Origin of the sequence: Nocardia carnea (assembly GCF_029868325.1) — a bacterium.
Lineage (GTDB): Bacteria > Actinomycetota > Actinomycetes > Mycobacteriales > Mycobacteriaceae > Nocardia > Nocardia carnea_C.
The window spans coordinates 1-13,372 of sequence record NZ_JARWNW010000056.1 but is presented as its reverse complement, the minus strand read 5'-3'; the positions used below and the strand labels follow the sequence as shown (position 1 = coordinate 13,372).

Annotated in this window: 10 protein-coding genes; 7 read left to right on the top strand and 3 right to left on the bottom strand. The window is 67.2% G+C overall.

Going from position 1 to position 13,372, the window contains the following annotated elements:
• Positions 1 to 1,860 (top strand): NAD-glutamate dehydrogenase domain-containing protein (locus tag QH196_RS03115; protein ID WP_280414218.1); only part of this gene is annotated, 1,860 nt, incomplete at its 5' end.
• A 167-nt stretch (positions 1,861 to 2,027) separates the two neighbouring features.
• Here the strand turns inward: QH196_RS03115 and QH196_RS03110 are convergent.
• Positions 2,028 to 3,197: an SPFH domain-containing protein gene (locus tag QH196_RS03110; RefSeq protein ID WP_280414217.1), complete on the bottom strand. Its 1,170-nt coding sequence runs from the start codon at positions 3,195 to 3,197 to the stop codon at positions 2,028 to 2,030.
• A gap of 204 nt (positions 3,198 to 3,401) precedes the next feature.
• Between QH196_RS03110 and QH196_RS03105 the strand changes: the two genes are divergently transcribed.
• Positions 3,402 to 4,919, top strand: coding sequence for an amino acid permease (locus tag QH196_RS03105; protein ID WP_280414216.1), 1,518 nt, complete (start codon positions 3,402 to 3,404; stop codon positions 4,917 to 4,919).
• Between the two features lie 144 nt (positions 4,920 to 5,063).
• A complete protein-coding gene (locus tag QH196_RS03100) occupies positions 5,064 to 7,823 on the top strand; it encodes a serine/threonine-protein kinase (protein ID WP_280414215.1) in 2,760 nt (919 codons plus the stop codon).
• A 5-nt stretch (positions 7,824 to 7,828) separates the two neighbouring features.
• Here QH196_RS03100 and QH196_RS03095 read toward each other — a convergent pair whose 3' ends face one another.
• A complete protein-coding gene (locus tag QH196_RS03095) occupies positions 7,829 to 8,212 on the bottom strand; it encodes a DUF1707 SHOCT-like domain-containing protein (RefSeq protein ID WP_280414214.1) in 384 nt (127 codons plus the stop codon).
• Positions 8,213 to 8,357: 145 nt separating this feature from the next.
• Here QH196_RS03095 and QH196_RS03090 point away from each other — a divergent pair, with 145 nt between their 5' ends.
• The 4 genes from QH196_RS03090 to QH196_RS03075 all read left to right on the top strand — a co-directional run bounded on the left by QH196_RS03090 (position 8,358) and on the right by QH196_RS03075 (position 12,875).
• Entirely contained in the window at positions 8,358 to 8,654 is a 297-nt protein-coding gene (locus tag QH196_RS03090; RefSeq protein ID WP_280414213.1) for a WhiB family transcriptional regulator, read from the top strand.
• An 87-nt stretch (positions 8,655 to 8,741) separates the two neighbouring features.
• Positions 8,742 to 9,497: a MerR family transcriptional regulator gene (locus QH196_RS03085; protein ID WP_280414212.1), complete on the top strand. Its 756-nt coding sequence runs from the start codon at positions 8,742 to 8,744 to the stop codon at positions 9,495 to 9,497.
• A gap of 201 nt (positions 9,498 to 9,698) precedes the next feature.
• Positions 9,699 to 10,271: a dihydrofolate reductase family protein gene (locus tag QH196_RS03080; protein WP_280414211.1), complete on the top strand. Its 573-nt coding sequence runs from the start codon at positions 9,699 to 9,701 to the stop codon at positions 10,269 to 10,271.
• An 87-nt stretch (positions 10,272 to 10,358) separates the two neighbouring features.
• On the top strand, positions 10,359 to 12,875 hold the full coding sequence (locus tag QH196_RS03075; protein WP_280414210.1) for an ATP-binding protein: 2,517 nt from the start codon (positions 10,359 to 10,361) through the stop codon (positions 12,873 to 12,875).
• Between the two features lie 13 nt (positions 12,876 to 12,888).
• Here the strand turns inward: QH196_RS03075 and QH196_RS03070 are convergent, their stop codons facing one another.
• Entirely contained in the window at positions 12,889 to 13,197 is a 309-nt protein-coding gene (locus QH196_RS03070; protein ID WP_280414209.1) for a hypothetical protein, read from the bottom strand.
• Between the last annotated feature and the right edge of the window lie 175 nt (positions 13,198 to 13,372).

Here is a 13,372-nt window from a genome sequence, read left to right as displayed (position 1 = left end):
TCGGAGCATATTCGGTTGGTGGCGGCGTTCGATCATCGGCATATTTTCCTGGATCCGGATCCGGTGGCTGCGTCGTCGTTTGCCGAGCGGCGGCGGTTGTTCGGGTTGGCGCGGTCGAGTTGGGCTGATTATGATCGGTCGTTGATCAGTGCGGGCGGCGGAATCTACGACCGCACCGCCAAAGCGGTTCCGGTGACACCGCAGGTCCGTGCGGCCTTGCGGCTCCCGCAATCCACCACCCGGCTGTCCCCGCCGGAAATGATCCGGGCGATTCTCGAGGCGCCCGTGGATCTGCTGTGGAACGGCGGTATCGGCACCTATATCAAGGCGAGCACCGAAACCAACGCCGATGTCGGCGATAAATCCAACGACGCGGTCCGCGTGAATGCCGACAGGCTGCGCGTCAAAGTGATCGGTGAGGGCGGCAACCTGGGTGCCACGGCGCTGGGACGGATCGAATTCTGCCGCAACGGCGGCAAGATGAACACCGATGCGCTGGACAATTCCGCCGGGGTCGATTGCTCCGATCGCGAAGTGAATATCAAGGTCCTGCTCGATGCCGTGGTATCGGCGGGAGAACTGGATATCGCCGACCGCAATCCCTTGCTCGCAGAAATGACCGACGAGGTCGCCGAACTCGTTCTGCGGGACAATATCTCGCAGAATTTCCGGATCGGGCTCTCCCGATCGGTCGCCGACCGGCGCGGTGCCGTCCACCGGCGGTTGCTCACCGAACTGGAAACCCGCCGCGGTGTGGACCGCCGGCTGGAGGCACTGCCGTCGGACGCGGAGATGGAACGGCGCATCGCGGCCGGAACCGGGCTCACTTCACCGGAACTGGCCACCACCATCGCCCATGTCAAGCTCGCGCTGAAAGCCGATCTGCTGGCCGGGGATCTGCCCGACAGCCCGACCTTCACCGCGGTCCTGCCGCAGTACTTCCCGACCCCGCTGCGCGAGCGTTTCGCCGGTGCCATCGCCAAACACCCACTGCGCCGCGAGATCGTGGCGACCGTCGTGGTCAACGAGATGGTCGATTTCGGCAGCGCGACCTTCGCATTCCGGCTGGCCGAGGAGATCGGTGCCACGACCGATGATGCCGTGCGAGCGTTCACCGCCGCGGTGGACATCTTCCGGCTGCGGGATCTATGGCATCGGATCCGGACGACCCCCATGCCGACAGCGGTGCGGGACCGCCTCGAACAGGAAACCAACCGCGTTCTGGAACGCGGCGCGCGCTGGTTGCTGCTGAACCGGCCGCAGCCGATTGCCATCAGCGCCGATATCGCCCGCTACCGCGACGGTGTCCGGGCGCTGGCGGATCAGGTCCCCGCCTGGCTGCCCGCGCCCCTGTCCGAACGAGTCGCGGCACAGGCCGCCACCGCGGCGGACGACGGTGCGCCCCTCGCACTGGCCACCGAGGTCTATCACCTCATCCAGCTGTTCCCGCTGCTGGACGTGCTGGATATCGCCGATATCGCCGAACGGGACGCGCACGAGGTGGCCGAGCTGTATTTCGCGCTCAACGCCCACCTGGAGATCACCCGGCTGATCGGTGCGGTGGGGGACCTCGATTACGACCGGCGCTGGGCCGGTCTGGCCCGGCTGGCGCTGCGCGACGATCTCTACGAATCGCTGCGCCTGCTGACGCTCGATATCGCCTCCGCCACCGACCCCGAGGACCTGGTCTCGGAGAAGCTGGACTATTGGGAGCAGACGAACCGCTCGCGGCTGGCCCGAGCCCGCGCGACGCTCACCGAGATCTTCGGGGTCACCCGCCACGATCTGGCCACGCTTTCGGTCGCGGCCCGTCAGGTCCGCAGCCTGGCCGGGACCTCGGAGTCGGCGACTGTCGTCTGAGCACACAACCCCCTGCTTGCCGGTCGCGGAGCGCTGCGCTCCGTGACCGGCAAGCAGCGCAGGTGTACGAACCGCGCCTCAGCAGACGTGCGGACCGGACGCGGCAGGCGTGCGACTGCGTCTCAGCAGACGTGCGGGCTGTGCCGCGGCGGGCGTGGGAACGCGGGTCAGCTGAGCAGGGTCGGAGTTCCACACGATCCGCAGAATTTGGCAGTCGCGAGGAGCTGGGCTCCGCATTTCCGGCAATCCGGGACCCGGGTGGGGGCGAACCGCATTCCACAGTTCACGCAGAAGTTGGCGCCCGCCGGGTTGACCGTGGCGCATCCGGCGCATGCGGGTGCGACGGTACCGGAGGACTGTGCCCCTCCGGGTGTGGTCCCGGCCGGGAGTTCCGCGGATCCGGAACCCGGTGGTAAGCCGGGTTGCGGGGCCCGCTCCGGGGGCGTTCGGTGCTGCCACGGTGACGCCGCTGCGGCCGAACCCTCCCCGGGCGCCGGCGGATTCGACTGTTGCAGGGCGTTGATTCCCAGGGCCGCGCCGAGGATTCCTCCGTCGTGGCCGTGTCCGGTGGCCAGTCCGTGGCCGGCGCCCAGTGCCATCTCGCCGGCCGCGTACTGCCGGAAATCGCCGGCCAAGCGGATATAGGTGACATCCTTCGCCAGTCGTTTGAGCCGATCGGCGTCCTCGGGGGCCAGTGTGATATCGAAGTTTCCGAGGCGGGGGACCCGGAGACCGTACTCGTAGAGTGTGGTGTTGGTCTGCTCCAGAACGGCGCGCTCGATCGCGGGCAGTTCGCCCGACAGGCCGAGTACGGGCCATGCGCCGCGGGACACTTCTCGTGTCACCGCGACCTTCATGGACTTGAGCAGCAGATCCGCGCTCCACGACTCGATTCCGGCCGGATCGTGCAGATCGGTGGTGCCGGCCAATGAGGTGATCAGCTGCTGGGCGTCGCGCACCGTGAGGGCGAATTCGCCGAACACGCGCAAGGTGACGATCTGTTCGCTGACCGGGTCGGCGATATCGGCCAGCCGGCCTCCGAACTTGATACCGGCGAACTCGCGGGTCGAGACGAAATAGAGTTCGGCCCGGTAGTAATTGCCGCCGGACAGGGTATCCACCAGCGCGCCGAGAACGGGGAGCTCGTCGGCGTCTATTCGGTGCCGGCCCGGTCCCAGCATGCCCAGCACGTGGCCGGATTTCATGAACAGCGCCGTCTGGTCGGCGTTGACGATGGCGCGGGAGTAGCGCCGGATGTTCATATCCGGCCACTTGTAGACGAGTTGTTTCTTGCCGGTCTCCGGGACGGCGATGAACTCGCGTTCGAACCAGGCCATCGGGCACTCCTCTGCAGCTGACTTGCTCAGCGTAACGCCGGACAGCGGCTCGATCAATCCGGTAGTCGACCTGCGACTAAACCTGTTTCCCCACGAAAGTTTGGGATTCCTACGGAATTACAGTTGCGTCCACCTATTGATCGTGCCGCTAACTAGCGGTACATTGCTCGCAGACATGATCTGCGCCACTCGAAAGGCAAGACGATGACAACTGTTCAAGAGCCTCGGGAACAGGCGGCGCCGGCGGAGGGCCTGCACGCCGAAGACGCGGGCTACCACAAGTCGCTGCGCCCGCGGCAGCTCCAGATGATCGCCATCGGTGGCGCCATCGGCACCGGGCTGTTCCTCGGTGCCGCGGGCCGGCTCCGCGAGGCCGGACCGGGGCTGTTCCTGGTCTTCGCGGTCTGCGGAATCTTCGTATTCTTCATTCTGCGCGCACTGGGCGAACTGGTCCTGCACCGCCCGTCCTCGGGTTCGTTCGTCTCCTACGCTCGCGAATTCCACGGGGAGAAGCTGGCTTTCTCGGTCGGCTGGATGTACTTCTTCCACTGGTGCATGACCGGCATCGTGGATATCACCGCGATCGCCACCTATGTCCACTTCTGGGGCGCGTTCGAGGTGATACCGCAATGGACGATCGCCCTGATCGCCCTGGCGATCGTCGTCGCGATCAATATGATTTCGGTGAAATGGTTCGGTGAGCTGGAGTTCTGGGCGGCACTGATCAAGGTCGTGGCCCTGGTGGGCTTCCTGATTCTCGGCACGATCTTCCTGGCCGGACGGTTCGAGATCGACGGCCAGGCCACCGGATTCAGCATCATCAGCGATAACGGCGGTTGGTTCCCGACCGGTTTCCTGCCGCTGATCGTCGTCACCACCGGTGTGGTCTTCGCCTACGCCGCGGTGGAGCTCGTGGGCACCGCGGCCGGTGAAACGGAGAATCCCGAGAAGATCATGCCGCGCGCCATCAACTCGGTGATCGCCCGGATCGCGGTGTTCTACGTCGGCTCGCTGATTCTGCTCGCTCTGCTGCTGCCCTACACCGTCTTCACTGCCGGGGAGAGCCCGTTCGTCACCTTCTTCTCCAAGATCGGTATCGACGGCGCCGGTTCGATCATGAACCTGGTGGTGCTGACCGCCGCCTTCTCCAGCCTGAACGCCGGCCTGTACTCGACCGGTCGCATCCTGCGCTCGATGTCGATGAACGGCAGTGCACCGAAGATCGCCGGCCGGATGTCGAAGAACGGCGTGCCCTACGTCGGCATCCTTGCGACCGGTGCCATCGCGTTGGTCGGTGTGGGACTCAACGCGCTGGTGCCCGAGCAGGCGTTCGAGATCGTGCTGAACGTCTCCGCGCTGGGCACCATCTTCTCGTGGGCGGCGATCCTGCTGTGCCAGCAGAAGCTGTACCGCTGGTCCCAGGAGGGTAAGGCCACGCGGCCGAAGTTCCGGTTGCCCGGTGCTCCTTACACCAACTACGCGACCTTGGGCTTCCTGGCAGTTGTCGTCCTGCTGATGCTGTTCAGCGATGAAATCGAACAGCGGGCAGCGGTCATCGCGATGGTGCTGGTCGGTGTTCCGGCCCTGGTGGGCGGCTGGTTCCTCGCCCGCAAGGGGGTCGGTGAACTCGTTGCTCAGCGCGCCGAGCCGGCCCCGGTGGCCGCCGCCGCGGACCCGGCCGCCACGGTCCGTGTCCTGGACGAGCCCGAAGACAAGCAGTAGCCCCCACCGCGACCGCGTACTTCCCCGGAGGCAGGCCTCCGGGGAAGTACGCATTCCCAGGAAAGGGAACGCCGGTCTATCGGCCCTCGAGGTGCAGGATCACAATGGACTCTCGGTTCACCCTGTGGGTTTGAGAGGTCGTGCATGCCAGAGCATTCCAGCCCGTCCGAGCACCCGCTGTCGCCGCCTTGGTCGCCGCGCCGGGTCCGCGGCGCGGCGATGCCGCGACGGGCGGCGCACACCTGGTCGACCCGGCGCACCACCAGCAGCGGAAGTGTGCACCGGGGATCGGCCGCGGAATCGGACCTCACGCGCGCTGCGGAGGAACTGCTCGCCGAATCGGGTGCGAGTGGTCCGCGCAGCCCTACCGATGCCGCGACGCCACCGAGCGGGTCCGGGGTGTTCGTTCCGGTGACCGTGGGTTCGGCTCCGGTGATCGGGGCACCTCCGCAGGCCGTCGCCGGACCGGGTACCGGTACAGGTACGGAATCGGACTCCGGCAGTGCCCTCGCGCCGGACCGCGGAATCGGAACAGACAGCGGCGAGGCCGCGGGAGAACGGCCGGACGATTCCGGTGATCTGTCCGGTCTCTCCGATTTCGACCGAGCCATCGCCGCGCTCACCGGTGACGATATCGCGCGGCTCAACAGCCTCGGCGACCCGGACGACGACGATCTCGAGGCCCTGCTGCTGGAGGACGACGAGGACCTCGACGCCGAGTTCGATCCCTTCGCCGGATTCGACGACGAATCCCCCTCCGGCCGTAATGCCCGCTCCCGGCCCAGTGTGCGCCGGCTGGGCGCGGGGCTGGTGGCCTTACCGCGGGTGGACCCGGTCGACCCCGCCACCGCGGTCCTCGCCGACCCGGTGGTCCCCGAGAACAAACGCTTCTGCTGGAAATGCCAGGCGCCCAACGGGCGATCCGGGCCGGACGGTCCCGGCGCGGTCGCGGGGGAATGCGCGCAATGCGGTTCCGCCTACAATTTCCTGCCCGCGCTGTCCGCCGGTGAGGTGGTCGCCGAGCAGTACGTGGTCAAGGGATGTCTGGCCCACGGTGGCCTCGGCTGGATCTATCTGGCGGTCGATACGAACGTCAGTGATCGCTGGGTCGTGCTCAAGGGCCTGCAGAATCCACAGGATTTCGAAGCGCATGTGGTGGCGCTGGCCGAACGCCAGTTCCTTTCCGAGATCACCCATCCCGGCGTGGTCAAGATCTACAACTTCGTCAAGCACCGCTCCCACCGGGAACAGGCCGACGGCTATATCGTCATGGAGTACGTCGGCGGTCGGTCGTTGAAGAAGATGCTGGATCTGGCCGGTCCGGACCGTATTCCGGTGGCCGAGACCCTGGCATACACGATGGAGGTGCTGCCCGCACTCGACTACCTGCACTCGTTCGGCCTCGCCTACAACGACCTGAAACCGGACAACATCATGGTCACCGACGACGAGGTCAAACTCATCGATCTCGGCGCGGTGGCGGCCATGGAGTCCTACGGCAGTATCTACGGTACGCCCGGTTATCAGGCGCCGGAGATCATCGAAACCGGGCCGACGGTTGCCTCGGATATCTACGCGGCCGGCCGAACGCTGGCGGCGCTCATCCTCGATCTGCGCAAGGATGCCCAGGGCAATTACTGCGCGGATATCCCCACGCCGGAGGGGTATCCGCTGCTGCGGAAGTATCCGTGCCTGCACCGGCTGCTGGTCCGGGCGACCCATCCCGACCCGAGCCGCCGCTTTCCGTCTACCTACGCCATGTACTGCCAGCTGGCGGGCGTGCTGCGGATGGTGCTGGCCGCCGATACCGGCCGCGAGCATCCGCAGGCCTCCGCCGAATTCGGGTCGCTGCGCGGTGACTTCGGGATCGATACGTTGATCGGTCAGACCGACGGGATGGTCGACGGCGCGCACCGCAGCTGTGTTCTCGACACCGAATCGGTGGTGGCGGCCTTGCCGATTCCGCTGATCGACGCCGACGATCCCAGCGTGGAACTGCTCGCACCGCTGCTGCACGGGGATGCGCGCCGCACGCTGGACTCGTTGCGCCAGACCGCCGAGCGGATCGCGGCCGGCACCATCGACGCCCCGGAGACCTTCGAGGTCGAGGGGGCACTGGCCGCGATCCGAGCCCATATCGACCTGGGCGATCTGACCTCGGCGCTGGCGCTGCTGGAGGTGCTGCGTCCGCGGGCGGTCACCGACTGGCGGGTGGAATGGTTCAGCGGGGTCGCGGCGCTGCTGGAGGGGCAGTATCAGCGTGCCTACCTGCATTTCGACGAGGTGCACACCATGCTCCCCGGTGAGATCGCACCCGCGCTGGCGCTGGCCGCGACCGCGGAATTGGTGCTGCAATCGGAATCGGCTGCTACGGCCGGCGACCTCGGCGACACGGATCGCTGGCACCGGGCCGCCACCGAGTTCTACCGTCTGGTCTGGCAGACCAACCACGGTGTGGTCAGCGCGGCCTTCGGCCTGGCTCGGCGGCTGGCGGCCGACGGTGAACCGTTGCAGGCGGTGCAGGTGCTCGACGAGGTGCCCGATACCTCACGGCACTACCGCACCGCTCGGATGACCGGCAGTCTGTTGCTGGTGTCCCGGCCACATCGCGAGATCACCGAGATCGATCTGCTGGAGGCCGCCTCCCGGCTCGAGGTTGCCGACGAACCGCGCGCGTTGCAGTTGCAGGTCGTGGTGGTGGGGGCGGCCCTGGAGTGGCTGCGGTCCCGGATGCGGCCCGCCACCACCGACGCCGCTTTACTCGGGTATCCACTCACCGTGGCCGGTTTGCGCAGTGGTCTGGAGTCGAGGCTGCGGGCACTGGCCCGCAGTGCCCCCGAGCGGCTGCACCGGTACCGCCTGGTGGACCTGGCCAACAGTGTCCGGCCGCGTACCCGGTGGTGAACTGCTCAGGGGCGTCCCGGCGCGCGGCGGCGGCGCAGCGCGGTGGGCAGCAGCGGCGCCGATACCAGGACGACGACCAGCAGCAACAGCCACAGCCACCCCCCGAAGATGAGGGCGAGTGCGAAGGCGAAGGCGGCGGCGCAGCCGGCCATGACCGCGAAGCCCGTGGCGGGATCAGCGGGCGGCGGGGGTGCCGACGGTGCCGGGGCGGCCGGAAGGTCGGTGAACAGGCTCGCCAGCTCCGCTGTGGTGGTCGCGGCCGTCGCCGCGCCGGCTCGGTCTTCGTAGTCGGCGAGTGTCAGCCGGCCCGCGCCGAGGTGTTCGGCGAGCTCCCGCAAGGCGCGTTCGCGCTCCCCGACGGATATCCGTGCCCCCGGTAGCTCACTCATATCCGCAGAATAAGACTGTTCCGGTGAGCCCGGCGGAAACCCGGTTCGCCACTGCCGGGAAGCCGGGCGGCGCCCGCGGAAAGTCGATTCCCAGAGGTGGGGAGTAATTAGGCTGGCCTACAGAATTGCGGGTAAGGAGTTGTTTATGGCCACCGTGATCCCGTATCGGCGCCCAGCCGCCGACGTATGGGACTGGCAGCTGCACGGGTCCTGCCGCGGTCTGGAATCGACGGTGTTCTTCCATCCGGAGGGCGAACGTGGCCGGGCTCGCGCCGCCCGGGTGCGGCGCGCGAAGCAGATCTGCGACGCCTGTCCGGTACTGGACAATTGTCGTAGTTACGCGCTGGCAGTAGGGGAACCGTACGGAGTCTGGGGCGGAATGTCGGAAGATGAACGACGTACCCATGCCCAACGTGCCGCCGCTCGGAGGGCGACGAATTGACGAATCCTTGACCAACGCCGGCTGAAGCGGACGTTTCGGTCGTGTCCAGCCGGGCTCGTTACCGTTTCGATGTGGTTTCCTTGTTATATGGCTGCTGGTGTGGAGTACACGATCGATGAGCTGGCGCGCGCCGCCGGTACGACCGTGCGCAGCCTGCGGGTTTATCACGAACGAGGGGTTCTTCCCCCACCGCAGGTCAAGGGGCGGACAGGCTATTACAGCCCCGATCACCTCAATCGGGTGCGCACGATCAGCAGGTTGCTGGACAGGGGGATCAAGCTCAACGGCATCAAGGAACTGCTCAGGGCGTGGGACCGCGGTGACGATCTCGGCGATATCCTCGGTGTCGGCGCGCTCCTCGGCGGTGCGGAAAGCGGCGAGTCGTCGGCCGTGGAACCGGCCCCGGCCGTCGATACCATTGCCGCGACCGAGCTGCAGGAACGGTACGCGTCGGTACCCAACGGGCTGGCACGGATCGTGGCGATCGGTTTGTACGAGCCCGTGGATGCCGCCACTTATCGGCCCGCCGACCGGCAGCTCATCCGGATGGCCGAGCAGTTGACGGCGGCGGGGGTGCCCGATGCGGAGGTTCTGGGCGAACTGGAACGGATGCGGGCAGATTGTGACCGGATGGCCCGGCGCTTCGTCGATCTCTTCCATCGCACCGCCTGGCAGAAGTACCGGGAATCGGAGCGTAACGATGCGGATCTGGCCGAGCTGACCGGACAGCTCCAAGTGGCGCGGACGCTACCGGGACGGGCGGCCGCGGAACTGGTCAACCGGTTCGTCGCGCACTACATCGAAAGCGACAGCGAGTTGTCCGAACTGCCCACCGACAGCTGAACCTTCCGGTCCAGCGCTCGTCTTCTCGGCGCTGGGAACCTGCGAGCGCAATGTTTCGCCGGATGACGATACATTCGGCGGCGGCTCTCCGGCTGCACCGGCCATATACCTAAGTATGTTTTCCGCCGATACCGATGCGCGGTTCCCGCGGTACGGGCACAATCTGCTGCCTGGTATCGACGCGGTAGATGAGGCATGGGCATGGGAAGTGTGACGCTGTGGATGCAGATATCTCTCGACGGGTTCGCCGAGGGGCCCGACGAGGCGGTCCACTGGCCGGTTGTCGACGAGGAACTCTGTACTGAATACCTGAGTGAACTGCGGCAGGCCGATGTCCTGCTGTACGGGCGCAAGACCTACGACATCATGTCGGCATTCTGGCCCACCGCCGACCTCACCCCCGTCTCGCCGTTCTATGTGGAATTCGCGCGGTTCTGGCGTGCGGCTCCCAAACTCGTGGTCAGCCGGACGCTGCGGGATCCGGCCTGGAACACCGAGGTTCTCGGCACCGGCTTCGTCGCCGAGGTGCGGCGCCGTAAAGCCGCAGGGCAGAACATCGCCCTGCTCGGCGGTGCCGAAACCGCCGCGACGTTCATCGAACACGATCTGGTGGACGAGTACCGCCTGTTCGTCCATCCGATGCTGCTCGGTGACGGGGTACCGCTGTTCCGCTCACCGGTCGACACCACCGGCCTGTGCCTGGTGGATGTGCTGACCTTCGACAGTGCGGTGGTGCAGATGCATTACCGGCATCCGGAACGAATGCTGTGCTGAGCGTTACGCCTGTGCGCAACCTCGGGTAACCGTAAATGAACGGGTTCGCCGCACAGCCGACGTCCGCGTGCACTAATTTACGTCTCTATGGTGGTGATCTACCCGGATGGTGCGGTACTCGCCGCATCCGCGACCGAGTTCTTCGGTCGGGAACGGGAACTCGCACGCCTACACGACCTGCTGGTATCGCCGGGCGCGCGGCTGATCACGCTCGTCGGCCCCGGTGGTATCGGTAAGACGCGGCTGGCTGCCGAGGCGCTGCGGCGGATCGATCCGGGCCGTCCCGTGTACTGGGCCCGGCTGGCCGAACTCGACCGCGACTGCGGCGATTCGGCCGAGAACGTGCTGCGGTCGGTGGTGCGCACCGATATCAGCGATCCGTGCTCGTTCGATCCGGGGGTGCCCGGTCGCGGCGGAGCGCGGGCCGAGAACGCCATCCTGGTCCTGGACAACTGTGAGCACGTGCTGGCCGCGGTGGGTCGAGTGGTGATCGACCTGCTCTCGGCGACATCGGATCTGACGATTCTGGCCACCAGCCGCGAACCCATCGGCTGGGCCGACGAATACCTCGTCGCAGTGGGCCCGCTGTCCCCGGCGCAATCGCTGGACCTGTTCCGGCAGCGTGCCGAACTCACCGGCCGTCCGGTTGCCGACGAACCCGGCCAGCTCGCGATCGTGCGCCGTATCTGCCGCCGGGTCGAATATTCGCCGCTGCTCATCCGGCTGGCCGCGGCGCGGCTCCGGCACCAGCCGCCGGCCATGGTGCTGGCCGAACTCACCGGAGGCGCCGACGATCAGCGGATGCGCTGGACACAGAGCGTGCGATCCGGCAGCGAGCGCCGCCACCGCGGTGTCTTCGACGTGATCGCCTGGTCGTTCGACCTGTGCAGCGCCGACGAGCAACTTCTGCTGTGCCGGATGTCGGTATTCGCGGCCGGATACGAAACCGATGGGGTGGAACCACAGCGCAACGGAGTCGAATCGGATGCGGTCGCGGCGGTCTGCGCCGACGATCGGTTACCGCCCGAGCGGGTCGCCCCACTGCTGGAGCGGCTGGCCGAGCGCTCGCTCGTCTCGACCTTCCGCACCGAGAACAGTGTGCGCTGGTATCTGGTGGAAAGTGTGCGGCTGTTCGCAGGTGATCGGCTGCGGCGCGACCCGGCCGAATCCGCGCGGCTGGCCGGCCGCCATCGGCGTTATTACCGGGACCGGGTGGCCGAGGCCCGTTCGCGCTGGTACGGCCCCGCGGAAGAAACGTGGCTGACCTGGGCGCGTACCTCGTGGGACGATATTCTCATCGGAATCGAAACCGGTCTGGCCGATCCCGGCGAAGCCTTGATCGGCCTGGAGACGGCTTCGGTGCTGTTATCGGTCTGGGTGCCGTTCGTGAACGGCGGTAGCTGTGCGCTGTCCCGGCTGACCGCCGCGGCGCTCGAGGTCACGCGCGACCGGACCGACAACCCGCACCGGACCCGCGCCACCGCTCTACTGGGCTGGTTCAGCCTGTGGGAGGGCGACTCTGCGCGGGCACGGCGGCTGCTGAACGACTGTGTGGCCGGGTGGCTGCCCGCCCCGGACGGCGACGATCCGTGGCGGCGGGATCCGGTCACCGATATCGGGTTGCCCCCGTCGGTGGAATGGATCCGGGGCCTGGAACTCATGCTGTTCCACCTGGATCCCCGCGCCGTAACGGTGCTGGACCGGGCGCACCGCCGGTTCACCGAGCAGGGGGACCGGATCGGAATCGAACGCGCCGGGGTGTTCACCGCACTGGCTGCGGCGATGCTGGGGGAGCCGGCGCAGGCCGATGCGGAAACCCGCGCGCACCTGGACCGTTCGGTGGCCGCGGAATCGGCGCTCTCGGTGCACTGGGCCCAGGTGGCGCGCGCGCTGGCGCTGGCCCGGTCGGCGGATCCGGCGGCAGCGCTACGACCGGCGTACGCGGCGGTATCCGGGCGGTTCGCCGTCGGCGATACCTGGAAGGCCTCATGGTCGGTCGCGGTGTGCATGGTCGTACTCACCCACGTGCTGTCCGGCGATCCCGCAGTCGTGGGCGGGGCGGCCGCAGTACACGCGCGCGCCGATGAACTGGCCTGGCTGGCCGGAGTTTTCCGCGCCTGCCATCGGTCGATGGGTATCAACGTGGAACGAGTCCCGATGATGGCGCAAGGGGTGCGCCGGGCGACGGCGGTCGCTACGGCGATCATCGGACCCGCGGAGGTCGCGGCGGCCGAACGGCGTGGCCGGCAGTACCGGCCGGGCAGCACAATGGTTCAGCAGTATCTCCAGCGCAGCTGGCCGGTCGTCCGGGACCCGGTCGCCGCGCCCGCCGCACCGGGTGCCGAGCGCTGGGATGTGCTGTCACCGGCCGAACGTGCGGTCGCGGTGCTGGCCGCCGCGGGCTGGACGAACAGTGCGATCGCCGAGCGGCGGGGGAGTTCGGTGCGCACCGTGGACGCGCAGGTCGCGAGTATCCGGCAGAAGTTGCTGATCGGGTCGCGCCGCGCGATCGCCGGTCATGTCCCGGATGAGCTGGCCCGTACCGTCGATTCCGAACGGGCTGCCTCGGGGCGCCGGGGCCGGCGACGGCCGGGCACACGGTAGCGCAGTCGCGGGGTCACCGGCAGGCGTAGAAGTAGGGCTTGTACGCGCAGATGTCCTGGAAGACGCCGTCGCCGTCGTAGGTTTCGCTGCGGTACGCCGGAATCGCGTGCACGGGCTCGCTGCGGTTGCTGGTATCGGTGGGAATTGCATGGGTGTCGTTGTATGTGCCGTTACCGGGGTGTGAATCACCGCGGGTGCTGTGGCCGACATCGGCCTGGGCTGTCTGTGCTGTCAGGGTGGCGGGCGCCAGGATGAGGGCGCCGGTCAGGGCGGCCGCCGCGGCGATTTTCTTTACCAGTCCGTGGGTGCGAGCGATGATCATGGTCGTCTTCCGTTCCTTCGGGCGGTATAGAACTTCTCCGGCAAATCGTCGTTGGTGGGTCCGTTGTTCTATGTACCGCTGTTTAACGGTACGGTACACGAGTGTGTGAATATGCGCGCTGTGATTTCCCTTGGGTGGGAAGGGGACGTGCCGGGGTCGTCGTGTTGCTGCCGAC